General features: G+C 34.4%; 26 protein-coding genes and 4 pseudogenes. 3 read left to right on the forward strand and 27 right to left on the reverse strand.

Translation table 11 applies throughout. The annotated features are described in order from the left end of the window. Positions 1–91: 91 nt before the first annotated feature. Positions 92–571 (reverse strand): metal ABC transporter solute-binding protein, Zn/Mn family, encoded by a 480-nt coding sequence (locus tag NYE65_RS01375; protein ID WP_328178486.1) that lies wholly within the window; start codon positions 569–571, stop codon positions 92–94. Beyond that, positions 567–791: a hypothetical protein gene (locus tag NYE65_RS01380; protein WP_328178459.1), complete on the reverse strand. Its 225-nt coding sequence runs from the start codon at positions 789–791 to the stop codon at positions 567–569. The genes NYE65_RS01375 and NYE65_RS01380 overlap by 5 nt, the downstream gene beginning before the upstream one ends. A gap of 138 nt (positions 792–929) precedes the next feature. Here NYE65_RS01380 and rpmG (NYE65_RS01385) point away from each other — a divergent pair. Next, positions 930–1,076 (forward strand): annotated as a pseudogene (rpmG, locus tag NYE65_RS01385) (50S ribosomal protein L33); the annotation flags it as partial. A 123-nt stretch (positions 1,077–1,199) separates the two neighbouring features. Here rpmG (NYE65_RS01385) and NYE65_RS01390 read toward each other — a convergent pair. From NYE65_RS01390 to NYE65_RS01500, 23 genes and pseudogenes are all read right to left on the reverse strand, one after another. Next, entirely contained in the window at positions 1,200–1,778 is a 579-nt protein-coding gene (locus NYE65_RS01390) for a GTP-binding protein (RefSeq protein WP_340859592.1), read from the reverse strand. Continuing rightward, entirely contained in the window at positions 1,702–2,079 is a 378-nt protein-coding gene (locus NYE65_RS01395) for a CobW family GTP-binding protein (protein ID WP_340859593.1), read from the reverse strand. Before NYE65_RS01395 ends, NYE65_RS01390 begins: the two co-directional genes overlap by 77 nt. A 184-nt stretch (positions 2,080–2,263) precedes the next feature. Then, positions 2,264–3,451, reverse strand: a complete 1,188-nt coding sequence (locus tag NYE65_RS01400) for a GTP-binding protein (protein WP_340859594.1) — start codon at positions 3,449–3,451, stop codon at positions 2,264–2,266. A 55-nt stretch (positions 3,452–3,506) separates the two neighbouring features. Beyond that, positions 3,507–4,685 carry an FAD/NAD(P)-binding protein gene (locus NYE65_RS01405; RefSeq protein ID WP_340859595.1) on the reverse strand — a complete coding sequence of 393 codons (1,179 nt, stop codon included), beginning with the start codon at positions 4,683–4,685 and terminating at the stop codon, positions 3,507–3,509. A 290-nt stretch (positions 4,686–4,975) separates the two neighbouring features. Continuing rightward, a complete protein-coding gene (locus tag NYE65_RS01410; RefSeq protein WP_328178455.1) occupies positions 4,976–5,332 on the reverse strand; it encodes a hypothetical protein in 357 nt (118 codons plus the stop codon). A 76-nt stretch (positions 5,333–5,408) separates the two neighbouring features. Continuing rightward, positions 5,409–5,678 (reverse strand): 30S ribosomal protein S14, encoded by a 270-nt coding sequence (gene rpsN, locus NYE65_RS01415; protein ID WP_340859596.1) that lies wholly within the window; start codon positions 5,676–5,678, stop codon positions 5,409–5,411. An 80-nt stretch (positions 5,679–5,758) separates the two neighbouring features. Further along, the gene (gene rpmG / locus NYE65_RS01420; protein ID WP_098373698.1) at positions 5,759–5,908 is read right to left on the reverse strand and encodes a 50S ribosomal protein L33; all 150 of its coding nucleotides are present in this window, start codon (positions 5,906–5,908) and stop codon (positions 5,759–5,761) included. A gap of 40 nt (positions 5,909–5,948) precedes the next feature. Continuing rightward, positions 5,949–6,982, reverse strand: a pseudogene (locus tag NYE65_RS01425) (CobW family GTP-binding protein). Positions 6,983–7,302: 320 nt separating this feature from the next. After that, a complete protein-coding gene (locus tag NYE65_RS01430; protein WP_340859597.1) occupies positions 7,303–8,922 on the reverse strand; it encodes a nucleoside recognition domain-containing protein in 1,620 nt (539 codons plus the stop codon). 9 nt (positions 8,923–8,931) lie between these two features. Continuing rightward, entirely contained in the window at positions 8,932–10,032 is a 1,101-nt protein-coding gene (locus NYE65_RS01435) for an NAD(P)/FAD-dependent oxidoreductase (protein WP_340859598.1), read from the reverse strand. Positions 10,033–10,287: 255 nt separating this feature from the next. Then, complete coding sequence (locus tag NYE65_RS01440) at positions 10,288–10,710, reverse strand: Fur family transcriptional regulator (protein WP_340859599.1); 423 nt, start codon at positions 10,708–10,710, stop codon at positions 10,288–10,290. 388 nt (positions 10,711–11,098) lie between these two features. Beyond that, positions 11,099–11,920, reverse strand: a complete 822-nt coding sequence (locus NYE65_RS01445; RefSeq protein WP_328178451.1) for a metal ABC transporter permease — start codon at positions 11,918–11,920, stop codon at positions 11,099–11,101. Then, positions 11,866–12,573, reverse strand: coding sequence for a metal ABC transporter ATP-binding protein (locus tag NYE65_RS01450; protein ID WP_328178450.1), 708 nt, complete (start codon positions 12,571–12,573; stop codon positions 11,866–11,868). Before NYE65_RS01450 ends, NYE65_RS01445 begins: the two co-directional genes overlap by 55 nt. 76 nt (positions 12,574–12,649) lie before the next feature. After that, a complete protein-coding gene (locus NYE65_RS01455) occupies positions 12,650–13,609 on the reverse strand; it encodes a metal ABC transporter substrate-binding protein (protein ID WP_283914854.1) in 960 nt (319 codons plus the stop codon). A 336-nt stretch (positions 13,610–13,945) separates the two neighbouring features. Next, on the reverse strand, positions 13,946–15,124 hold the full coding sequence (gene cntE / locus NYE65_RS01460; protein ID WP_340859600.1) for a staphylopine family metallophore export MFS transporter CntE: 1,179 nt from the start codon (positions 15,122–15,124) through the stop codon (positions 13,946–13,948). Positions 15,125–15,154: 30 nt separating this feature from the next. After that, positions 15,155–15,901 (reverse strand): ABC transporter ATP-binding protein, encoded by a 747-nt coding sequence (locus tag NYE65_RS01465; RefSeq protein WP_340859601.1) that lies wholly within the window; start codon positions 15,899–15,901, stop codon positions 15,155–15,157. Between the two features lie 2 nt (positions 15,902–15,903). Further along, complete coding sequence (cntD, locus tag NYE65_RS01470) at positions 15,904–16,710, reverse strand: staphylopine uptake ABC transporter ATP-binding protein CntD (RefSeq protein ID WP_340859602.1); 807 nt, start codon at positions 16,708–16,710, stop codon at positions 15,904–15,906. Beyond that, a complete protein-coding gene (cntC, locus tag NYE65_RS01475; protein WP_214795855.1) occupies positions 16,707–17,606 on the reverse strand; it encodes a staphylopine uptake ABC transporter permease subunit CntC in 900 nt (299 codons plus the stop codon). Before cntC ends, cntD begins: the two co-directional genes overlap by 4 nt. Then, the gene (opp1B, locus tag NYE65_RS01480) at positions 17,607–18,539 is read right to left on the reverse strand and encodes a nickel/cobalt ABC transporter permease (RefSeq protein WP_340859603.1); all 933 of its coding nucleotides are present in this window, start codon (positions 18,537–18,539) and stop codon (positions 17,607–17,609) included. It lies immediately after the preceding gene. 117 nt (positions 18,540–18,656) lie between these two features. Then, complete coding sequence (gene cntA / locus NYE65_RS01485) at positions 18,657–20,279, reverse strand: staphylopine-dependent metal ABC transporter substrate-binding lipoprotein (RefSeq protein WP_340859604.1); 1,623 nt, start codon at positions 20,277–20,279, stop codon at positions 18,657–18,659. A 149-nt stretch (positions 20,280–20,428) separates the two neighbouring features. Further along, positions 20,429–21,739 carry an opine metallophore biosynthesis dehydrogenase gene (locus tag NYE65_RS01490; RefSeq protein WP_328178444.1) on the reverse strand — a complete coding sequence of 437 codons (1,311 nt, stop codon included), beginning with the start codon at positions 21,737–21,739 and terminating at the stop codon, positions 20,429–20,431. Between the two features lie 30 nt (positions 21,740–21,769). After that, complete coding sequence (locus NYE65_RS01495; RefSeq protein ID WP_340859605.1) at positions 21,770–22,564, reverse strand: class I SAM-dependent methyltransferase; 795 nt, start codon at positions 22,562–22,564, stop codon at positions 21,770–21,772. Positions 22,565–22,591: 27 nt separating this feature from the next. Beyond that, positions 22,592–23,425, reverse strand: a complete 834-nt coding sequence (locus tag NYE65_RS01500) for a diaminopimelate epimerase (RefSeq protein ID WP_340859606.1) — start codon at positions 23,423–23,425, stop codon at positions 22,592–22,594. Between the two features lie 686 nt (positions 23,426–24,111). Here NYE65_RS01500 and NYE65_RS01505 point away from each other — a divergent pair. Then, on the forward strand, positions 24,112–24,891 hold the full coding sequence (locus NYE65_RS01505; RefSeq protein WP_328178441.1) for a M15 family metallopeptidase: 780 nt from the start codon (positions 24,112–24,114) through the stop codon (positions 24,889–24,891). 146 nt (positions 24,892–25,037) lie between these two features. Here NYE65_RS01505 and NYE65_RS01510 read toward each other — a convergent pair whose 3' ends face one another. Both NYE65_RS01510 and NYE65_RS01515 read right to left on the reverse strand, forming a co-directional pair. After that, positions 25,038–25,166, reverse strand: a complete 129-nt coding sequence (locus NYE65_RS01510) for a hypothetical protein (RefSeq protein WP_340859607.1) — start codon at positions 25,164–25,166, stop codon at positions 25,038–25,040. Between the two features lie 59 nt (positions 25,167–25,225). After that, positions 25,226–25,387, reverse strand: a pseudogene (locus NYE65_RS01515) (IS110 family transposase); the annotation flags it as partial. Positions 25,388–25,655: 268 nt separating this feature from the next. Between NYE65_RS01515 and NYE65_RS27155 the strand changes: the two are divergent. Next, positions 25,656–25,924 (forward strand): annotated as a pseudogene (locus NYE65_RS27155) (IS110 family transposase); the annotation flags it as partial. Between the last annotated feature and the right edge of the window lie 227 nt (positions 25,925–26,151).

Consider the following 26,151-nt stretch of genomic DNA (forward strand, 5'->3'; position numbering starts at 1 on the left):
AAGCCTTGCCACAAAAAGATGGAAGGGTTATGAAAGTTTTAGATTCTAGCTATGTAAAATATTTTTTCTCTTATACTATGTTTGATTTTATTCATTTAATGCTCTGAATGGTTTCTAGATTTTTTCTCATGATGCTAAAATAATCATCACCTTGTTTTATATTCTCCTCTGTTATCGCTTCTAGATTATGAAGAGTAAGAGACTTCGTACCTATTTCTTTTTGAATCATCTCTGCAACTTTTGGAGTTAAATTCTGCTCGAAAATCACATAATGGACGCCATGTTCTGTTGATTCCTGAACGATTTCTTGTAATTCTTTCTGAGAAGGCACCTGTGAAGTAGATAAACTTGAAATAGCAATCTCTTCAATTCCATATCGACTTTCCCAATATCCATATGCAGCATGAGATACTAATAAATACTTCGTTTTGGAGTTGTCGACGGTTGATTTAAAATCTTGAATTAGTTTTTCTAAATCGCTTTTTAATTGAAGAAAATTAGATTCAAACTCTGAAGCATGTTCTGGCATTATATCTCTTAACGAATTTTTAATATTGTTAGCAAGGTCAATGGAACCAAATCTCCGTGGTCATGGCCATCGTCTTCATGCACATGATCTTCAGTTGCCCCTTCCCCTCCTTCGTGATCATCAGAATGTGTTTCCTCGCTTTCGTGTTCAAGTTCGTAAGAGTATGTTTATTCCCATCATGTTCATGTTCGTCAGAATGAGTTGAGTCTAGGAGCTCAATTCCTTCTGCTGCTTTTAAAATACTTACGTTTTCCTTTTTCAAGTTTTCAGCTGCTTTTCTGCAAAACCTTCAATCCCCACTCCAGTATAGAAGGTTTCTATTTTTAAATCGTAATTATTACGTTTTAAATCTTAAAACAATTATAGAGTAATGTAAAGGATTATTAGGAGGTAGTAAAAATTAACATGTACTAAAACAGGAGACCGTAATTTCATTACGTCAAAAAACAAGAGAAACAACCCGGACGGATTAGTACTGATGAAATATAGTCCACGCCTAAAAAGATCCACATTAAACCGTAAAACAGGCTTCCAATATTGTAAATGAGCAGATTTTTCGCATAGTTGGTGATTCTACTTTATGGCTGCTCATATCTTAATATAGAAGTTTTTTAAGTTCACGTCTTATTAATATTTATTTTCAAGATCTTTTAATTGAGAGTAAACTTCCCTACTGTCTAGATTTTCTCCTAACAACGAAATGATTTTTAAAAGCAATATCTTGTGGATAATAAGAAGGTACCCCGTATGTATATTGGAATAGATTAACTTTCCCTTTTTCTTCCTCGAATCGAACAAAGCCTTTTATTCGGTGAATTGTATCAGGTAGTTTCATTAACCAATTCTCAAAATCTGTTTTTTTAATTTCATTCGTAAAGGTATATGTTAATGATTGGATATGCAAACGTTGATGAACATTCAACTTCTCAAATTCACAAATGGAATTACGATTGGAATAAGGAATACCTGATAATGATATGTTCGAAAAATTAGTTATATGTAGAGTTGCACCTGGATTTATTGATTTTAAATCAGCTTTAATTTGCTGTAATTCTTTTTTACTTAACCGAATAGTTTTATTGATGATCAAGGTATCGCCATGTTTTACTTGCTCTTCATATAAGCGATTCAGTTGAGGGCTATTTCTGCTCCTTTGTAACCATCTGTCTGCATCAACCGTTGTTATTGATTGAGCGTATGGATATACGGTCAGCAATGACAGGAGACAGACAAGCATCCAGGATTTCAATAGGATGGGCCACACCAGATGCCTCTATGTATATTACATCAGGTTGATGCATATGGAATAATGTTAATAAAGAGATTTCCAATTCATCTTTAGCCGTGCAACAGATACATCCATTCAACAATTCCTGTAGAGGAACCTTGTCCCCTATTATGTCCGAATCAACGGATTTCTCGCCCAATTCATTCATTAAAACTGCCACTTTTCTTCCGCTACCTTTTTCATCCATTAATAGATTCTGCAACAAAGTAGTTTTTCCACTTCCGAGAAATCCACTTATGATAACTACCTCTACTTGTGCCATTTTTTTAACTACTCCTTAATAAACATGTTACTTTAAAATATGTTAGTAATAATATGTCTTTATTTGATGCAAACTTTTGTTTTCCTTTTTACCAGGTTTTCATGTTTGCTCATTTTAAATAAACTTATTTCCGCAAAATTGAATACTTATCATATAATCTTACCTATTCATAAACGGATTTATCTTATACATTCCAAGTAAATGGGTCTGGAAGCCCTGCCCAGTTGCTTTCTAGCTCACTTAACGTTAATAAGCACGCATCCAATTCTTTTGTAAGTTTTCTTGTGTTGATATCCACCCCAATGAAGACTAGCTTAGTATGACGATCTCCATACTCAATATCCCATTCCTTAAGGATTTGGGGTTCATTATTAAATATCTCCTCTTGTTGCAGTTCCGATAGAGAGGCAACCCAATAAGACAATGGCTCAAGTGTCACTGATGGCCCAGCTTGTGAAAATAGCAAAGCTACATTATTTCTGGTCGCACACCATGCAATCCCTTTAGCTCGTACGATTTCTTTAGGCATTGAATGTATCCAATTTGAAAATTTCTCTGAATTAAAAGGCAATCTTCTTGCATAAACAAACGATGATATTCCATATTCTTCGGTCTCGGGTGAATGTGCAGCATGCCCTTCATTTAATTCTTGAAGCCAACCTGCTGAGGCGCTTGCTTTATCAAAATCAAACAGTCTAGTATCCAAAATGTGTTTAGGATCTATCTGGCTATTTTCTGTACGGATCAGCTTAGCATCAGGTTGTAATTTACGTAATACATTCTCTAATTGATTTAAGTTTTCATTCTCTACCAAGTCACATTTATTAAGAATGAGTACATCACAAAATTCTATTTGATCTATCAATAAATCAGCAATATTTCTATCATCACTCTCGCCTACTGCTTCCTTTCTATCCAGTAAGGAATCCCCTGATTGAAAATCATGCCAGAATCGATTCGCATCTACAACCGTAACCATAGTATCCAATCGGCAATATTTAGTTAAATCGATACCCATATTTTCATCTATATATGAAAATGTTTGTGCCACGGGAATAGGCTCGCTAATCCCAGTTGATTCTATGAGAATATAGTCTATATCTCCTGCTCTAGCCAACTTTTCTACCTCTTGAAGTAAGTCTTCACGTAAAGTACAGCAAATGCAGCCGTTGGACAATTCAACAAGCCTCTCTTCTACCCGAGAAATATGACCACCTTGTTTGACCAGTTCGCTATCAATATTTATTTCACTCATGTCATTTACTATCACTGCTACTTTTAATCCTAGGCTAGTTTTTAAAATATGATTCAGTAAAGTTGTCTTTCCTGCCCCTAGATAACCACTTAATACGGTCACCGGAATTTTTTTCATTTTATTTCCCTCACCATCCAATAAATAGTAATCATTTCGATTTATACGCTATGTTTTAGCATAAAGAATTTACGATTAAACTTGCAGCTTGACGTGCACCAGAAATATTACGTGCTATAGGACCCATTTCAAGTTCTGCTAATGCACCTGTCACATATAAGTTTTCTCCCCATTGTAAATTTTTTGAAACAATAGGATAACCGCATTCTGCACACCTTAAATGATATTTTTCTATAAAAGGTTGTAATAGAGATTTACCGGGTAAAGATGATTCAAAACCAGTAGCTAATATTACCATTCCGAAGGTTCCGATTTTATTACTTTTTTCGTCGAATAAGTGCACCCGTTTATCTTCTGCTTTTATCGCCATCACTTCATGATCGGCAACATGGATTGTTCCTTTTCTAATTCTATTTGTTAAGGTTGCATATAAATCTTGCGGAAGTGACCCTCGATGTCTGGCGTTTTTGATTTGTTCTCTTCGTATTCGGTAGTTCGTTATTTTTCGATAACCCGTCTGATTCTTTGGTCCAAGCCACGCTGGGTCACTATCAAAGGTATGGATTCGAAAGGGATGCCTTTTTATTAATGTAACTTCAGCAGGAAAATGGTTTGACATTTTTACAGCTAGATGTGCAGCTGTAATGCCACCACCTATGATAGCAAAAGGTGCCATAATTGATGTGAAATCCTGTACTTTATCATCGAAAATATGTAATACTTTTTCTGGGTTTTTTTTCTTCAAATCCCTTGCCCATTCAGGCCACATAAGTTGTTCACCTATCCCCAAAGCTAAGACAAGATTTTTTCCATATACCTTCTGCCCATTAATTAAGGAAACAGACCAACGATCATCTGTCTTTTCAAGGGTTAATGCTTCTCCTTGTATCCAGGCTTTTTTAATTGCTACTTCTTCCATAAGCTGATTACAGTGTTCATTGAAAGCATCAAGTGAAGGACGTTTATAATATCCGTACAGAGCTGTAGGCCATTCATTTTTGTTTCTTTTCACGTAGCTTTTTAAACTATCTGGTTTAACATCGATGTGGTGTACAACCGGTGACCGAAGGTACGGCATAGATATGATATCAGCTCGTTTTTTCCACTTTTCCAAAGGCCTAGCATTTTTATCAATAATAGCTAACTCATTAATGGTTACCTTGCCGGTCTTTAATAAAAATGTGGCTAATGTGGTTCCCTGTATGCCGCCTCCAACAATAATCCACTTAAACATAACTACCTCCTTATGTATAATCAATATCATAATTACTTACTGTAAGAAGACGCAATCCTTGTATGCAAATATCTCTCCATTTGTTGTTTTTCATCAATATACCGAGTTTATAGCATGCATCCAATCTTAAATTGTGAGGGTAAAAGTGCCCCTGCATAATGATATTGAACTAGTCACCAGATTAGTCTTTTTCCCTTATCTCAAAAGGAAATTAATGAAGTATTATTGGAAAATAACTCAAAACTTAAATTAGAATGGTTCAGTTATCTTTTGCGCAGATGGTTTTAAGGTTAAGATAAGAAGATAAATGCTCGCTGGGTAGTTTTATCGGATTGCTTTAATTTATCGGTATAATCAATCCATTTAATTCGATTACACCGTTCATCTATAGATTTATCTATTTCCATTTGTGCCTCATCCATTATTTCCTTTATTGTAGAGATATGGAGAGAGAAGTGATCTGCTGCCGCTTTAAATGGAGATTTCTCAATCATTAACTGAAGAAATTGCTTTTCATCCACAGAAACTTCCTCTAATTGATATTCCATACTCTCAATATACTGGTAAACTTCTCTGTGTATATTAGGTAATTTTTTGATAACACTTCGAAGTAAAAATTCCATTAAGATAGGATTAATCCGCTCCATATTTTCACCCCTTAATATTTCCATAAAAACACCAACTACCAGATTTTAACACCTGGCAGTTAGGAGATTGAATATTTTACCAACTGGCTTTTTTCATACCCGGTATTTGACCTTTGTGAGCATACTCTCTAAAAGCAATCCTAGACATTTTGAACTTTCTTAGATATCCCCTTGGCCTTCCAGTTACTTCACATCTGTTCTTAAGCCGTGTAGGTGAAGAATCTCTAGGAAGTTTTCTTAGTGCTTCAAAATCACCTTTTTCTTTTAACTCTGCACGAATGGCTGCATATTTCATCACCATCTCCTGCCTTTTTTGTTCTTTAACAACTTTTGATTTTTTCGCCATAATAATTCTCCTTTTTCAAATCGAAATGATTACGTTTTATTATAAATGCTTTTGCTTATTTAATTTATTCTCTTAATGCTTTATTTGGTCTCTCTGTGTAACGTACGTCTTTTTAATCGTGGACAATATTTCATTAGTTCAATTCTATCCGGGTTATTTCGTTTATTCTTTGTAGTAATATAATTTCGATCTCCAGTTTCCGTACATGCTAACGTAATATTAATTCTCATCTTTTTTCCTCCTACATTGTTTTATATTTACTCATATTTGTTAAAAAGAAGGTAGTGGGTCTTTAAATTCCGTCCAATCTTGATTCATTTCTGCTTCCGTAAGTAAGCATTCGTCCAAGGTTTTTTCAATTTCTTTTTGATTCATATTAATTCCAATCATAACCAATTCGATTATACGGTCACCAAATGTTTCGTCCCAACTATCCAAGAGTTCTGGTTCATCTTTTAAAATTTGCATTCGCTCTTCTTCGGGATAACTCACTATCCAATTTCCTTCTGCCTGAATAGTTAGAGAAGGTCCAGCTTGCGAGAGAAGTCCGGAAATGTCGTTCCGTGTAGCTAACCAAAGAAATCCTTTAGAGCGTACCACCTCTACTGGCCAATTATGTATCCAATTCATTAGCCTTTCTGGGTGGAATGGCTTATTGCGGCGATATACAAATGATGCTATACCATACTCTTCTGTTTCTGGGACATGCTCTTCATTTAATTCTTTAAGCCACCCTGCCCCCTGACTGGAGGTCTCAAAATCAAAAAGTCCTGTGTTTAGAACTTGAGTAAGTGGTACAAGTGATATTCACTCTCAATAATACGGGCCTCTGGATTGAATTTTTGTAAAACGGATTTTAGTTCTTGAACATTTTTTGACGATACTAAATCAATCTAAAACGGTAACCATAGTATCCAGCTTACATAATCTAGACAAATCTATTCCCAAATTTTCATCAACATAGGTGAAGGTCTGAGCTACGGATATTGGTTCACTTATTCCACTTGATTCTATAACGATATAATCAATATCTCCTAGCTGTGCAAGCTTTTCCACTTCGATCAGTAAATCTTCTCTAAGCGTACGCATATACAGCCATTTTGCATTTCTACCAGTTTCTCATTGGTTTTAGAAAATCCCCCTTTTTTCACCAAGGTAGCATCAATATTTACTTCACTCATATCATTGACAATAACAGCTACTTTAAGATTATCCCGATTAGTTAAAATGTGATTTAGTAGTGTTGTCTTTCCTGAACCAAGATAACCACTTAGTACTGTAACTGGAATTCTTTTCGAACCCACATTTTCACTCCTTTCAAAAAGCACCCTTATATCATTAATTATACAAATCGAAACTATTACGATTTAATATGTAATAATACACAGCTATACTTTATTTTTAAGGTTTGCTTTTTCTCTCCCGCTATGGTTAATAGCTATACCATTATAAATCGTAACGATTACTATTTACAAGTTTTTTTTATAAATAACTTCTTGCATCTCTTTCTTTAGAGTTCTAAATCCTTATAAATTCTACTTGATGTCGCATTTTTCTGACCAAAGTATTTGCCCTTGTACTAACTACATCATTGGTTCCCTATTTATGATCGTAAGTGAGAAACTTAATTGTACAACGATAAAAGAATGGAAAACAAAATAACGCTTAAAATACTTGTTATCATTTGTTTTCCAGCTAATAAGAATGCCTCTTTAAAAGAAAGTTCTTTCATAATTTTTACTAAGGTTACTAAACAGGCAGTAAATGTACTACAGAGGAAAACCGCAATAAATAGTTCTCCTACTGCTATTTGTTCTGCCATAATTCCGGAACCTTCATTCAATAATAATATTCCGTCCTTACGGAATAAACTTGCAACAAATGCAGGTGCTATATCAGTAGATAAGCCAATAACAACCAATAAAGGTGCGATAAACTCCTTTAAAATTTCCATCCATCCCAGAAAATCAAATAATGAAGCAACCAGGCAAATAATTAAAAAAATTGGCATAGCTTGGACAAGAAATTGACTTAAAACAGGCTTTAGTCTATAGGATAAAGTTTGTCCGGAAGGCCATTGCAAGAAAGTCTCTCTTTTTTTAAACATTGGTACCAATGTTTTTTTATTCCAAATTCCCCCGTGAATAAGTGATATTAATATCAAGATGAATATATACGGGATAATAAGAAAGATATGTCCTAAAGCACCAAAGACAGATAGAGACGCTCCTAGCTGATAGCTACAGGCAGAGCCAAAGGAAATAACTGATATGCAGTTCTTCCTAGTACAAATGTTGCAACTTCGACTAGATTGTATTGCAACAACATTGCATCCAAAACCGTTAATGATAGGAACAAGATCTTGTCCGGTTAAACCAACTTTTCTCATAAGTGGATCAAGTGCATCTGTAATTTGATCCTTTAATCCACTTTCTTCTGTAATCGCAATAGCTAAGCCAAATAAAATCACAACCGGAAAAGCCCAAATGAAGGAGTAGATACCCAATGATAGTAGTCCAAAATCTCCAAAGAGCACAGTTTTTAAGGTTTCAGGAGCCCCTCCACTCCATCTAATAAGAGAATTAACAATAGTTGATTCTACAATGCCCTCTACTCTTTTTGAAAACTGGTAGGCTAAAAAAATTGGGAGGGAATAGATAACTAGTAAAGTTATAAGAGCCACATATGGCCCTAAGATTCGCACTTGGAACAGTGATTTTAATTCCTTTATTTTTTTTATACGTAAATTATTAATTTCCACACTTTCTGCAAGAGTAACTGATCTTGCTAACTCACGTATTTTATCCCCAACTCTTGAATCAACTCTTCGTGTGTCCATTATAAATAAAGGGAATTTGTTTTTTTCTTTAAAATTATTTAATTCATTTAGTGATTCTTGATCCATTTTATCTTCAAAGCTAACTATGACAGCAATCGGCTTATCTTCAAAAGGGAAAACTTCTGTTAAGACTTCAATCTCCTCTTTAAAGTGGGTGCCTCTAACTATAAACCAATATTGATCTGCAGATTTTATCATTTTTCTTGTATATTGACTTGAGACTAATTCACTTCCTATACGGATTCCAGGTGTATCCATATACCGGGTCTGATTTTCATTCACTTCTAGTATTGTAGAGGTAGATCCTTTAACATTAGATCCCTGAGTAGGGAATTTTTTTGGTAATAATCCTTTGAGTATCGTAGTTTTTCCTGATGATTCTAAACCTAATAATACAATTTTCATATTAACCTCCTAACAGGCGCACCCTTTCTCACAACAAGATAAGTCATCAAGGTACATGGCAGACTTCTTATACATTTCAAAAACCTCTTGATTGCGAGGAAGATTATGATGGAAAAAGATATCCTCAGCAATAATGGCAAACCTTTGGCGGAATTTATAAATAAAACAAAAAATTGTATTACTTTGCCTTACATTCGGTCCAATCAAATATACTGAAGGGGCTTGCGTGGACTCATCCTTTTCAGTTAAGATTGGTAGTCCTTCTTCGTTCCATTCAAATAACTCCTTGAATTGCTTCGCACCGCTCCCAAAACCAGTACAGATAATTGGTTCCCATTTAGTTTCTACAACATCTCCATTCTCGAATTGAATGAGAAACATGCCTTTTTCATCGTCCTTTTCGACGGAGATTGCTCTACTCATTGGATGTTCAAAGATTCCATTAAGCGCTTTTGTTGATTCAAGCCTTTCTCTTGTAAATGGTGATAAGGTCCTACTAGGATCTACCTCAATATCAAACCACTGTTTCGCAGAGTAATATACATCCACTTTTCTCCCTTCTTTATTTAAGTGATAGGCCGCATCCGCTGCGCTCTCACCACCACCAATAATGATTCTATCCCCTTCAATTTCTTTCCATGAGGTAACATCGCCGTAATGTATACCATATTTAAAAGGACGTTTAGGAAATTGGAATTCGCCACAAGCAATAATAACTGAATCTGAGAAAAAACCATCACCCTTCTCGCTTATTTGTACCCAATACTTTTCTTCCCTTTTTTCTACTTTATGTACTTGTGTATTTTCACTAACTGGCAACTTGTAGTGTTCAGCAATCATACATAAATATTCGCCATATTCCTCCCCTGATAAGTGTTCTTTTCCAAAAGTATATGCAGGTGACGTATCAGGTAAAATCGCGTTTAAATCTAAATAACTAAAACCATGAGCAGTAAAAGATGGTGTGATAAACCTTGTTTCTTCAGGCCATTGAAAGAATGTTGAACCAACTTGATCCCTCTCTATAATAATAAAATCATCTATTCCATTCTGCTTTAATAGAACACCCATACCAATCCCTGCTGGGCCTCCTCCTATAATCGTAATCATGTATATTCCTCCTTTTATAAAAAGCTTATTACTTCTGCTAAATGAATTAATTATGAATCCTATTTTCCATTTTTCTTTGCACTTTTTCACAACGCAAATCGTAACAATCACGATTTATATCATAAAGTTTAGTGACAATCTATATTACAGTTCGAAGTTGAACTTGTTTATGTTATGTAAGTGATTAGGGCACTATTTTTAATTAACTATTGTATATCAATAATTCAATACCCTTGATGTAACGTGATTTACTACCTATTTCTCTAAGCAATCGTAACAGTACCCATAAAACTCAAACCTTTGTAATTTAAATTGATTATTAAAGTAAACCTTGGAAAAATCAATAGGACAGTTATCTTTATCCAGAGATTCACTTTTCCCACAATTCAAGCATTTTATCATACTCCTCGTATTTTCAGACACTAATTGATATTTACATTCTCTTTCCCACATACCTTTCTTCTCTATAAATCCTTTTTTCTCCAACAAAAACAATGTTCTGTAAACCGTATCTAGACTAATACCGGGGATTTTTAATTTAGCCTCTTTATGAAGAATTCTGGCGGAAATAAATTCACTGTTTCTGTTACTTATCAATTTAATTAATAGTTTTCTTTTATTCGTCATCTTATAACCCGTTCTAGTTAAAACAGAATTTATTTCATATTGTAAGTTCATCATTATTAACTCCTTTCCTTATTGAATAATCTCTTTTAAGAAATTAAAGTTAAATAATCCTACCCAAACATATGTCTTAAATCGTAATCATTTCGATTTACATTAAAATTAAATCATATTTTCATTAGAAAATCAAAGATGTATATTTCTTTATTTTTTTCATAAACTTTTAATTAGTGCGTAAATAATAGTCAATTTCGATGTACACGATACTGGTGACAAAGACAATAGATGATGAAATGATTTAAAATATTGGAATGTAAATAAAATTATTCATTTTTCTAGAGAGAAGGTGCGCATTTTATCACTGTAAGATGATTATTGGCACTTCCTCTCTCAGAAAGATTTACGGTTTCCCTAAGTTAACAAAAAAACTTTTTAGTACATATCAATGACCTTTTCTTTTTAAAAAGTAAATCTTTTGAAAAGCAAATCCCAGTAATAAGATGACAACAAGAAGCAACGTAATAGTTGCTCCTGGAGGAGTTCCTAAATAATAGGAAGTACTTAAACCGGTGATGATGCCGAAAAAAGCAGTAATTATCGCGGTAATAATTACCCATTTGAAACCTTTTGCTATCCTTATTGAAAAGGCAGCTGGTAAGACAAGCAGGGCTGATACTAACAGTACACCAATTGTAGGGATAATGACCGCTATTACTAGTCCAGTTAAAATACTGAATGAGAGTGACAGAATATGTGTATTAATCCCACTAGCAAATGCAGTATCTTCATCAAATGTTAACAAAAATAGCGGTTTTTTTAATATCCAAAAATACAGGAGAACTATTAAGGTTATAATCAGCATGATATATACTTGCCGATTACTAATAGTTACAATGGAACCAAATAAATATTGTTCCACATTAGTTGTCATGCCACCAGCACTAATACTCATTAAAAAGAGGGCAAGAGATAAACCAGCAGCCATTAATATGGCAATGGAAACCTCAGAATAAGAATGGTAAGCTCTGCGCATATACTCTACTGCAACGGCACCAATGATAACAACAAGAAAGCTTGAAAGCGTTAAATCAGTATGAATGAAATAACCGACAGCTACTCCAGCTAGGGAAATGTGTGAGAGGGTATCAGCCATTAACGCTTGTCTCCTTAATACGAGAAAGACTCCCAATATTGGAGCAATGATGGCAATTAATCCTCCTGCCCAAAATGCCCTTCGCATGAATTCAAGGTCAAACATTTCCATGTATCTCGTTCTCCCTTCTCAAGATGAATGATTTTATCAAGAAAAGGTTTTACATCTTCTTGATCATGGGTTACCATCAAGACCGTACAGTTGTGCTCCTTAACTCGATGGTTCATAAATTCATAAAAATTTTTTCTACTTTCAAAATCCATCCCGGTTGTTGGTTCATCAAGTACAAGAAAGTCTGGTTCAGCTGCTAAAGCACGTGCTATACAGATTTTTTGTTTTTGACCACCAGATAATGCCCCGATTTTATGGTTCCTAAATTCCCACATCCCAACCATTTCCAAAGCATTTTGAACAACCTTCTCGTCAAGGGCAGTCAATCTAGCAAACCATTTTCCTTTACGAAATCTCCCGGAACGCACCAACTCAATAACAGTACTTGGAAAACCAACATTAAATGAAGCTATTTGTTGAGGTACATATCCAATTTTTAACGGTAGTCCTTTTTCATTACTTTTACTTATTTTTATCTCTCCGCGCCAAGGCTTTAATAAGCCTAGCAACAATCGCAACAGAGTTGATTTAGAGGCACCGTTAGGTCCTGTAACCCCAATGAATTCACTACTATTTATTTGAAAGGAAATATCGTCTAGTGCTGGAGTATGGCCATATCCAAATTTAATTGCTTTTACTTCTACAAGTTTCAATCATGTCACTCCTTTCCAGTTTTACAAAAAAATAAAAAGCGTGACTATGTCATGTATCACGCTTTTATTTCATTAACTATTTACTTAATGCACCCTTTAGTTTATCTAAATTATCTTGCATTACTTGAATATAATCAGCGCCTTTTTTTTGATTTTCTTCACTTAATCCTTCCAAGGTATTAAGTACTTGAGTTTCCGCCCCTATTTCATCTGCTAGAGTTTTTGCTACCTTTGGGGATGCTACTTCTTCAAAGAAAATAGTTTTTATATTATGGTCTAATGCAAAATTCTTCAATTCTGCAAGCTTAGCAGGACTTGGTTCGTTTTCAGTAGACAAGCCGGCGATTGCTACTTGTTTAAGACCATATTCATTTGCTAAGTATCCAAAAGCTGCATGTTGAGTAATAATTTCTTTACTTGAAACATCTGCAAGTGTAGATCTAAATTCTTTATCTAGGTCCTTTAGTTCTTCTATATAAGCCACACTATTTTTTTCATACTCTTCCTTATGATTTGGATCAACCTTTATTAATGCATCCTTAATATTCTCAACTTCTTTTTGTGCAAGTGCAGGGCTTAACCAAACGTGTGGATCCTTTTCATGACTATGTGCTTGCTCTTCTTCCTCTGCATGTTCATGCTCTTCACCTTCCATTAGAGTGATTCCTTCGCTCGCTTTAACAAAAGTAGACTTTTTAGAATCTAAACTCTCTTCGATATCAGGCACCCATGTCTCCATATACTCACTGTCATAGACGAATAAGTCTGCATTTTGTATATTACCTACATCCTTTGGTGAAGGTTCCCAATCATGAGGCTCTATGGAAGAAGGAATTAATAATTCTACCTCAGCGAGATCGCCAACAACATTTTTTGTAAACTCATACATTGGATAAAAAGTAGTGACTATTTGAATCTTATCAGTATCCTTCTTTATTTGATTTTCCGCCCTCTCATTACCATCCCCTTGTTGACATCCGACAAGCATAAGTGGGATTGCAAATACAGGAGCTAACATTCTGTTAAACTTTTTCATGAAATTACCCTCCGATATATATTCACTCTTTTTTAGCATTTGTAGTATATCGTAATTATTACGATTTGTAAATTGGAATAATTACGATTTGTAAATTGGAATAATTACGATTTGGATATACATTCCGCCAGTACTGGTAATTTAATTCTTTTACTATCTTTTTAATTATGCCAACTTACATTCATTCTTAATTTATGCGTATCTCATACATAATTAATTAGCCATTAAAAAGAAAAGGTATACTATAAAAAGATTATCCTCTATAAGATTAAAATATTAAATTTAACAAACCCTTCCAAAAGTCATATATAATACTTTTGAAAGACTCCTTTATATTTACCCAACAAATATTTTTCTTCGATCATATGCAAAAATGGTCATCGTTACACCTAAGATAGCACAAATCATATACATAAATGAGTATGAGGAAAAATCAGCTATCGGCCCCATAATGACACCACCTAGCGAAACACCTAAATCAGCCATAGCAATAAATAAACCAAGTAACACATTTCGATTTACCTTAGGCAATACAAAGGTTAAATACGTTGTTAACGTTGGATAGATAATTGCCTGAGCTATCCCCATTAAAATCGCACCTGCATAGAAAAAGAAAGCCCCACCCGTTATAGATACGCTTACACATTGCGCCGCTATTGCTAAAAGAAGCATAGCCCCCATGATAAAAGATGAATGCCACTTACCGTCTGAAGGAATCCTTTTCCTTAAAGTAAAACGAGCAAAGACAACGGTACCAGCCTGAAGCATGAGATAAATTCCAGCATTGCCGTTTTTTAATTGCATAGCGTACAGTGGTAGGAAGGTTGTAATCGCTCCAAATACAATGGAGGTAACTAACATCAATACGCTGCATTTAAACAGAAACGGATTTTTTACCAACTGACTAAATGCCTTAAACATACTTACTCCTTGCTCATTTTTAACTGAAGCAGGTTGATCCTTTCCTTTTTCCATTTTGGCACTATAGCCAAACACCCCTGTAGTGATGGCAATTGCTATCATCACTACTGTAAAATAATCCATACCTCCTTGCCAAATTCCTAATGCCAGTATAGGTCCAATAATACCTGGTATATAAGAGAATAAAGAATAAAGTGAGATGCCCTGAGAGCGATCCTTCTCTGGTAGTGCATCAATAATGCCTATCTGCAATGCCATGGAAAAAAAAGCTGTCGACACCCCTTGTAACATACGGGCAACTAGATAGCCGCCTAACCCAGTAATCGTATATAATATTAAAGCAAAACCATTGACTATAAGAATAATGCGCAACACTTTTATCGGTCCATGCTTTTGAATGATTTGACCTGCCCACGGACGAAAGAACATGGTTGTAAATAAATACGCCCCTATAATCAAGCCGATAGCAGTATTGCTGGCTCCTAATGATTCCCCTTGTAAGGGGATAATAACATTTAGAATGGCATTGGCACTAAAATAAAGAAGAACCAACAGATATAAACGCAGAAACGGCCAAGACATAGCTCCACTCACAATTTTTTCTCCTCCTAGTTCGAAAATAATCTAAAAAGTTATTAATTTGTCCAATAATTTTCTAGCATATTCTGACTGAACGTTTTTTAATTGTTCGATTTTAATTACTTCTTCAATTTGACCATTTCTAAAAATAATGAACCTGTCGCAAATATAGGCGGCGGCCTGAATATCATGAGTAATAAATACATAGCTCATATTGTAGAGGTTTTTTAATTCCTTAAGTAATTCAAGCACTTGTATTTGAACTGATACATCTAAAGAACTGATTGCTTCATCTAATAAAATACATTTTGGTTCTGTGGAAATGGCCCTTGCAATACATACCCTTTGAACCTCTCCCCCTGATAATTCATGAGGATATCTTTTTCTGTAGGACGGATTTAACCCAACTTGATTCAATAGATTATCAATCCTGTTTTGAATTTCTATTTTGAGCTTGCTCTTAATTTTTAATGGCTCCATAATGGCTTCCTCAACTGTAAAAAATGGGTTAATGGAAGATTTATAGTCTTGAAAAACAGCGCTAATGTTACCCGATCTCACTCTTCTATCCCCTACATTTTCACCCTGAAATAAAACGGTTCCCCGATCTGGCTTTTCAATTCCTATTAGTAAACGACCTAAGGTGGATTTCCCGCTCCCACTTTCTCCGATAATACCGAGACATTCGCCACTTCCACATTCAAAACTAATATTGTTCAAAATCTTTTGTCTTTTGTTTGAAATGAGTCCACCACTTTTATAAGACTTCTCCACACTATCAACCTTTAGCAATTTTAAGCTCTCCCCATTATTTTATTAAAATGATTACTCAACGCTAGTCTAGTAGATACTAAATATTTGGTATAGTCATGTTCCGGTTCTGAAAATATAGTTTTTGATTTTTCTCTTTCAATAATTTCTCCATCCTTCATGACCATAACTTCATCAGCAATTGCTCTAACAACTCCCAAGTCATGAGAAACAAAGATCATAGAGCAGCCCATTCTTTCCCGTATTTTTATAAATTGCTCAACGACTTCAAATTGTGAAATAGTATCTAGAGCTGTTGTTGGTTCATCAGCAATAATAATGTCTGGTTCTAATACTAATGCTAACGCAATCATTATTCGCTGCAACATTCCACCCGATAGCTGGTGTGGATATTTATTCATAATCTCTATCGGATTTTTCAGCATGACACTTTCCATAGCATTTTTCATTTTTTCTTCGATTTCTTTATTACTCCAACCGAAATGTTCAACAAGCGTTTCCTTAAAATGAACCCCAATTACACAGGAAGGGTCAAATGCACTCATCCCATTTTGTAGAATCATGCAAAGTTTTCTTCCCCTTCTCTTTCTCATCTCCTTTTCTGAAAGTTCGTTTAAGTTTTCGCCTTTAAATAAAATGTCTCCTGATTGGTGAAGCCAGGATTTATTTAATCGCATTATTGACCTACAAGTCAGAGACTTACCGCTTCCGCTTTCTCCTACAATTGCCAGACAGCTTCCTTGCTTTAAATGGAATGAACTATTATAGATAATCACTTTACCGGAGCTACTATCCCATATTCTCAGATTTCTAACTTCTAATATATTCATAGATTATTTTGCCACCTCTTTTGAAGCTTAATTTTAGAGATTGTTAACTCTTCTTGAAGCTTATTTTTTGAGGTAATTAATTTAGGGTCTATGGCAACTTGAAGTGCATCAGAGAAAAAGTTAAATGCAGATACTACCATAATAATGGCTAGTCCAGGAGCTAACATTAATTCTGGTCTTGTAAACATTACTTCCCTTGCCTCATTTAACATCATTCCCCATTCAGCATTTGGGGCTTGAATTCCTAACCCTAGGAATGAAAAGCCTGATACTTGCAAAATCATCGAACCAATTGAGCTGCTCGAAATCACTGCGATATCAGAAAATGTAACAGGAACCATGTGCTTATAAATAATTTTCACGTCACTAATACCTGATGCTTTGGCAAATTTCACATATTCTTTTTCAGCAAACTGCATAACAGACGTTCTGATTATTCGAGCAAACCATGCCCATTTAATCAAGGTAAACGCAATCAATATATTTTCAAGCCCCACACCTAAAATACCAACAACAGCTAATGCCATTACGTATCCTGGAAAAGATAGCATCGTGTCACAAATTCTCATTACAGTGGCATCTACTTTTCCTCTAAAGTAGCCTGCTAGAAATCCTAAAACCGCTCCAATCAAGACAGATATGAATAATGCAACTAAAACCCATAAAACACTGGGACGAATGCCATAAATGATTCTGGATAAAATACATCGTCCTAAGTGATCATTACCTAATAGGTAATCCCATGATGAAGAAGCATAACGAAGGCTCATATTTACCTCTTCAGGGTCATGTGGAGCAAATATAGGGGCGAAAATGCCAACAACGATTGTTACAACGATAACTATGAGAGAAATTGTGCCTAACCTATCTTTTATTAAATTTTCAAATAGTCTCATTTAGATATCATTCCTTAATTTAGGATTCATCACAGCGTTTATAATGTCGGAAATGGTATTAAATAATACAAAGGCCACTGCTAAAATAAGTACATACGCTTGTATAATCGGGAAATCCCGGCCTAGAATAGCTCGAACACTTAAACTTCCTAATCCTGGCCAAGCAAATACATTTTCTATAACGACTGTACTTCCCAATATAATAGGTATAGCCATACAAAATATCGAAATGGCCACTTGCAATGAATTTCTTAAGATGTGCATGGTGACTTTCCTCTCTGTTAAGCCACATGCCCTTCCATACAGTACATAGTCTTCATTTAAATTACTCAACATCGAACTTCTAACGACCCTAAAATAAATGCCTGCATAGCTTATCGCAATGACAATAACCGGTAGAATATAACTTTTATACGACTCCATTCCGCTTGTTGGCAATAAATCCACTTTTACGGAAAAATACCAAATCATAAGAGTCGCCATCCAGTATGACGGCATTGCCGTTAGGAAAAATGAAAATCCCCTTACTGACTTATCCATAATTTTCCCCTCTTTCATCGCACAGATCACACCTAAAAGTATCGATAGAACAATAATGACAACAGATGAAACCAACGTTAGTTTTAACGTATTTAGAAAAGCAGGACCAATTAACGACCAAACCGGTTTTCCTGTCACGTAGGAAACCCCAAAGTCCAACTGTAAGCAAGCAATAACCCAATCGAAGTATCGTAAAATAAATAGTTTATCCATCCCCAACTCATCTTTCGTTTGAGCAATTAATTCATCTGTTATTGTTGGAACACCTTGCGCTTGCAATACCACTTCAACTGGATCTAAGGGAGAAAGATTAATTAAAATAAACGTTAAAAATGAAATGACCAAAAGTAAAGGGATTGATATGAATAGTCTCTTAATGATGTAACTTCCCATAGAAAATCTCCTTTTAATAGAAATTTTTAAAACCACACTTACTTCTGCAATATAATACTTAAAAGGTTACTCTTCACATAAATAAAAAGGGGAATCTTCCCCTTTTTATTTATATTTCTATTCAAAGTTCATCAGTTCAAATGGTAACTCAAATTGCGTTTGCTTAAATGATATGCCTTTTAAATTTTTGGGGGCAACTACAGTGACACTGCCATTTGAAATGGGAATAAAGACTGCTTCATCATGTACAATCGTCAAAATATCCGCATATAACGATTTTCGTGTTTTCTCATCAGGTGACACCATTACTTCATCAATTTTCTTGTAGAGTTCATCTGAGTTTGCAATACCGCTTGTAGTATGTAAATAAGATGCCTCAGAAGTAAAAGCAGAGATTGTACTTTGTGGATCATACGCAAGTCCCCATGTTTGATTGAATAATAGATCATAGTCACCCGTCGATCTTCTATTAGCAATTGAAGTTGACTCTTCACCGATAATTTCTAGCTGAATACCGATCTCTTTTACTGAAGCTTGGATAAACTCAGCCTGGGTTTTTTGGGAGGAAGAATTGCTATCATAATAAAGTTTCATTGCTAATTTTTTGCCGTCTTTTGTTCTAACATCAGAACCATCTTTTGCTGCCCATCCTGATTCTTCTAAAATCTCTTTCGCTTCTTCTAAATCATAGCCTCTTTTCTTCAAATCAACATCTGCATAATTGACGTTAGGTGAGAATAGTGTATTGGCCACTGTTTCCGTACCATTTAAAATATCCTTACTAATGGTTTCTCTATCAATCGAGTGCCAAATGGCTTCACGAACATCTGTTTCACTTACTGGATTATCAGATTTACTGCTATTTGCTACAATCATTTTCGTATTCATTGGTTCACTTCTAACCAACTGAAAATCACCTGAATCAACTAATTGATTCATTGCTTCTACATCAAGACTGTCTGCACCGCGGTCATCAGTAAAAACAAAGTTTACTTCTCCTTTTTGTAAAGCTAAAAATGTCGTTTCCCCTGCTGGAAGAACTTTAGAAGTAATCTTCTTAATTTCAGGTGAGCCACCCCAGTAGTTTTCATTCGCTTTAAAAGTGGCGTACTCATCAGTTTTATGTTTAGTGAGAATATATGGTCCTGTACCATTAAATCCATTTACGCCATCTTTAGTTCCCCCGTTTATAAAATCTTTGGGTGATAAAAATACGTAAGGTCTGGTCATAGACAATTCAACCAAAGTTGGGTAGTATGCTTCTGATAGCACAAGTTCAACTGTATAAGCATCTACTATATTTACACTTTCTATTTTTGTGGATAATTTAATCCAAGCATGCTTTTCTACGTTGTTTTGCACAGCCTCAATATTTTTCTTTACTGCCTCTGCGTTAAATGGTTCTCCATCATGGAATTTCACATCTTTTCTTAAATGAAAAGTGTATACTTTTCCATCTTCTGAAATTTTCCAGGATTCAGCAAGCAAAGGTTTAATCCCATCTTCTGTATTTTCAACCAATGATTCATAGACCATTCCTTGAGCTGGCATTGAACCTGTATACAGATGCGGGTTTATATCATTAATATCTTTGGAGGATGCATAAACTAACTCTTTTGAGCTATCAGTTGAATCAGCACCTTCCTTTTTCTTACTATTAGATTTTTCTGCAGAGCAGGCAACTAGAATAGATAAAACCAAAAATATTAGAGATGCTAACTTAAATTTTTTAACTAACAATATATTTCTCTCCCTTTAGCCTTACTAATTTGAATTAATTCACCTTTTACTGGTCAAATATGATCTAAATTGAAAAAATCCCCTTTTATAAATCGTAATTATTACTATTTACACAGTATTACTCTATTAACTTAAGACAAGTACTATTCCTACTTCTTTGCGCTTATACTTTTTCCTATTTCACTGCATATCATATTCAAATCTTCATCAAAGCTTTGAACAACAAATGCATTAGATAGCAATTCATCTTCATGGGATTGAGCCACTTTTTCAATTTTATTCTCGTATGTTTTAATGAATTTATCTATTGTTGGACAATTTAAATTTAAATATTTTGCTATTCCTTGAATTATTTTTATACGATAATAGTCTTCTTTAGGCATCCTAGGGATATCCAAATATCCTTCCCTATTGACGAACATTTTTCTAATTGGAACAGCAGAAAAATCATAATATTTCCCATCCTTATCTGGTTCTGAAAAAGGATCGATCAACAGTGCGGTATAACGTATATATAATAAATATTCTTGATGGATAGCTTCTAAATGATTAAAATTCTCTATATCATGACGTGATAAACTTTCCAATCTCACGGGATAATTATCATCTGTCATAAATTTAAGTAGATTTAAATTTTCTATATTTAATTTCCCTAAGATATTCATGATTTCTTTCCATTGAGCCAGCATATCCCTAATTAAATATTGTGTAATGGGCCCCTCAGGATAAAGTTTATAAACATATTTCTTGCTTTCTAAGTCACCAAATATTGCACGTAGTGTGAAATCATTCATAAACAACGGTGGGTGAACATATAAAGAAATATTTCTCGTTTCTGCTTCTATTGGAGATTTCATATTTTCAAGAGTAATACCTAATTGTTCATATAACTTACATAGTCCCTCGACATTTTTAGATGGATAATGTGTAGAGCCTATATGAATTTTTTTCTTGACTGCTGTTGTTAAAACATGATTAGAAGGTTTATCGTGCATCCATCGTGTATCACCGTAATATGTAGAAAAACTGATAATTTCCGAATCTGAATTAAGCTGGTTCATATAATTATTGATTAAGCTATTGGAACCGAAAGTCGGAGAAATTAATACAATACACCTTACTTGTTTTAATTTCTCATTATTAATTTGTTTTAATACTTCTATATAAGCATCCGTTGTTACAGTAAGAATAATAGTATCCCATTCACCCTTAATTGTTCCATAACCCCTAAAAACTTGATCAATAAAGCATTCACCTTGCATAGTTCGATGCTTTTCATTTTGAACGCTTACACGAACTAAATGATTACTTTCCTTAAGTGCCTCAAAAAAATTTTCTGAACGAACAGATTCTCTCCCAACAATTCCTACGTAGCAATTCAATTGGTTTTTTAGATTCATAGCTAGTTGGATAGATGTTGGGCCAGTGCCTAATAGTAGGACTCGCTTAAAATCATTCATAAAGGCCTCCTTTTCTTACAATTTAGTAAGCTATGCTTTTTTATACAATGCGATATCAAACACATGATCTGGACGCAATATTTCTTCAACTATCTTCCACTTCTGCCCATCAACCTCTCTTGATGGAAAATTAAATAAGGACTTCAAATGATTACCATATCTCATAGCAACAACTACGTTTTCATTCGTTAATGTATGTAATTGATCCAATATGTAATATTTACTTTCAACAGTTGAACTAAAAATGATATGAGTCACGTTTTTCGTAAAATCAAGATTTTCCACTAATATTTTTTCTAATCTAATATTTAATCCATTTCCTAATTTCTCTACTACGTTTCGTCCAAGTTGAATAGCCTCATCATCAATATCTATGCCTACAACCTCTGCTCCTGTTCGCTTAGCGATTAATAATGGCGTCATTGGAAATGAACCTGATCCTACTAACAATACTTTTGACTCCGAAGTAATTTGAAAACTGCCAAATTCTTTTTCAATACATGATTCTATATTTTTAAAATAGTCTGCCTTTTCACTATTTCCATCCAGTAGCTTGATTGCACGATATTTCTCCATAATAGCTACACAAAGTGCCGATTTTCTTCTTAGGTTCATCACAAGTTGATTCAAATCACTAGATTCTTGTAGTTCTAATTGTTTCCAAGCTTCTTTATTCCTCTCGTTTGTTATGAATTTTGAATAGTCATCTATTAAACTCTCTATCTCTGAACAATTATTGATTGTATTATCATAACTTCCTGCTAAACCATCAAATTTTTGTGAAAACTCACTTAAATATTCTTGAAAAGTTATTAATGCATTCATTAATTTTCCCCCAGTACATTGTTATAACTAACCATCTATAAAAGCTTTGCCTTGTGCTACTATTTGGACTGACCCTTCAATCAAAAGGCTTGTTAATTCTTCTCCATGACAAGTAGCAAATACTTTAATATCGCCACCGGGTTGCCTTATATTTGTAACAATCTCCCCTTTATTCTTCCAAGCTAAATAAGCTCCTAAGGAGGCTGTACCTGAACCACACCCCCTTTCCCATATCAAACTATCTAAATGTGGGACATAAATGAGTGGAGCCATTTCCTTAGATTCCGATTTATACAATAAAACGCCGATCAAGTTAGCACCTAAAGTTACTCCAAGCAACTTTGCTAAAGATTGCGCTTTTTCCCTTACTGTTTTACTAAATTCCTCCACTTCTATCACAATGTGTATAAATTCATGGTATCTCACTATAATCATATTCAAATCGTTGCCATCATACTTTATTGTTCTCTGTTCTATCTTTTTAGGAATAGGCATAGTAATCAGACAGTGATATTCATCTAAATTTCTTTTCATTTGACATGTTATTAATTTATCTGTGCCTGAGGCCTCTAATATTATCTCCGCCAAATCATTATGCTTTAGTCCTTTTTCAGATGCTATAAAAGCTGCCAGTGCCATACAAGCATTACCACAAAACTCACCACCAGCCATTTGTAACTTTGCAGCTGCTTTATTATTTATCGGTTTTTCTATAAATCCAACTTGTTCTGCATGCACGCTGTTGTATGACATGATTTTCGAAGCAATGTGCTTATACTCTTCAACTAGATAATTAGTTTTAACGAGAATTGTCATATTTTGTGTTGGATTAAATTTTATAAAATCTATTTCCTGGATCATCTCAACTACCCTCTACACTTATATTTTTTGGTTTTCCTTTCTTCATAAAGTATTATTCAACACAAATAGTAATGATTACGATTATCAATTACAAAATGAATTATAGCATAATGTTAGAAAGTGTCAATATTTGGTCAAGTTTTTTTTACACTATTGCCGCTTGAACAATGTCATAATTTTCAATTTTCTTTTTTTCCATGTTTATCCCTTTGAATTTTATTCACCTTTACATATCGGTGCAGCAAAAACGATTTAAAAGAAATGGGAAACCAGGTCGCAGATAAGGAGTTAGTTTGGGTATTCGGGGGATTTCTATAAAGCACAGAAGGAAAAAGATGAGTAGGCATTACAGAAATTAGTAGGAATGTACTTTAAAGATATTGATTTTTATCTTCTTATTTGATATTGTGAGTTTTATCAAATTATAAATAGTAACAATTACGATTTATAAAGACAAATACATGATATACGATTTCATGCTTAAATTATGGGAATCTATCGACTATTTTCTTTTTTATTAAGATCTATTTTCATATTGAATGATTAATCGAAATGTGATGTATATAAGAGACTAAATGATAGGACAGTTCATTTTTGTTTTCTCCCTCCCTAACATATCGATTGTTAAATTTTTGTATAAAAATATTAATCAGGATTAGTAACAAATTGAACCTGGGGGCCGCACTATGTTAAGATCCATTTACACCATAGCTTTACTAACGTTTATTTTATTATGTACTTTAGGCTGTACAGTTAAGGATAACTCTAAGGAAGAAGATAATATACACGATCAAAGTGTTGGTACGATAAATTCAGTTTCTAACTCAAAGAAAAATGAACCTAATATTAACACGATTCAACAAGAGGCTATTAAAGTCTCTGCAAACCCTCAAAGCATTCCCGTATTAGTAAATAAGTTAAATCCACTTCCTGATAAATACAGACCTGCTGACCTTTTTTATCCAAATGTACCGTTTATTTTCAAGGAAAAAATCGAAAAACGAATGATGCGAAAAGAGGCCGGGGAAGCCTTGGAAAAATTATTTCTTAAGGCCGAAGAAGAAGATATTAAATTAGCCGGCGTATCGGCTTTTCGTTCACAGGAAACGCAAGAAGCTATTTTTAATAATTATGTAGAAAGGGATGGGCTTGAAAAGGCTAAAACTTATAGTGCATATCCAGGAACCAGTGAACACCAAACAGGCTTGGCTATTGATGTAAGTGGCATTAATGGCACTTGTGCTGCTGAGGAATGTTTTGGTCAAACTAAAGAGGCTGATTGGTTAGCTAAACATGCAAGTGAGTTTGGATTTATCATTCGTTACCCAGAAGGTAAGCAAGAAATTACAGGCTATAAATATGAGGCTTGGCATATTCGTTATGTAGGTATAGAGATAGCAAAAGACATTCAAGCTCAAGGGGTGACACTCGAAGAATACTATAATGTTCAGCCCGTTTCTAAGTAATATTAAGCCAACTAAGCCAACGACATCTAAAATGCGATGTATCATATTTTAGATGTCGTTGGCTTAACTTTTATATACTGATTACCAAGGTTAATCCCTTCTGCTATGCCTTCGAGTAAACTGTTATTATGAGATAATTAAAGGCATCACAGAACCAATAGTTTTTTTGCATAAGGATGTTTAACATAATTTTCAATTAAATCTTGATTTGTTTTTTTCGTTTCTATTTCATTCAATTCATCTTCACTTTTTATAAATGCTTGGGTAATAATCATCTACAATTTCATCCATTACTGAATAAAAAATGTACATAACTCCTTTATTAATTCATCTGCCCTGTCACCTCTTCAACTTCTTTTAGAAAGTCTAAAAAATGATCTAATTCCTCTTTGATATTCTTTATTGAAAAGCTCTACCCATACGGTTTAGATTGATCTAAAAATGCCTGAACTTGGCTCTCTCCTTTTGCCACATCCAGACCAACAACTGGATTCATTATTTTTCCCTCCTCTACTTACTAACCAGTACCCCTTAGTCATCCATGCGGTGTCATAGCTTCGCTTGTTATACGAGATCTAAGTCCCAACCAGCCTCAAACATGTTTCTACAAGTAGGGGCGGACAGTTTAGTTCACGGGATCAAGTTCCACTCACCCGTTAGCATTCCTGTAGATCGTTAAATATCAGGTTTGAAAAAAATAGAGCCCCTCAGTAAGATACGAGTATAGAGACCAATCTAACTCAATTCTTAAGGAGGAACCTACTATGAATTTTAAAATGCAAAACAAACAACATCAACTAATTGAAAGAATCACGAATCGTCATCTTGTTGTAAGAATTGATATTGCACAACAATTTCATGTTGCTTGAGCTGTTAACTATCGAGGAATTTGGTCGGTCATCCTCTAACCTTTGAAAATAACGATGAGGGGTTTACTAAATTTCTAAGTTCGATCAAAGAACTTAAACGAATAAACCGTTTAGACACCGCCATCGTGGGAATTCATTACTGGCTGAATCTATCAAAATGGTTAGTCATAATGAACAAAAACGGTAATCTGCCGCGATAGTTGCATAAAGAAAAAGCTGCCTTAAAGGCAGCTCCGATTTAAACTAACGCAGTGTTAGTGAAGGAAGACTCTTATTTCTCAACTTTCACAAACGTTTTTCCTGATCAATGTCAAAGCCATTGATTCTCAAAGGTATCTCACCTTCTCGCTTCCCAGTTTCTTCACCCACCCAACAGCAATACAATTCAAAA

The sequence above is a fragment of the Peribacillus sp. FSL R5-0717 genome, from assembly GCF_038002945.1.
In the GTDB taxonomy this organism is placed as follows: domain Bacteria; phylum Bacillota; class Bacilli; order Bacillales; family DSM-1321; genus Peribacillus; species Peribacillus frigoritolerans.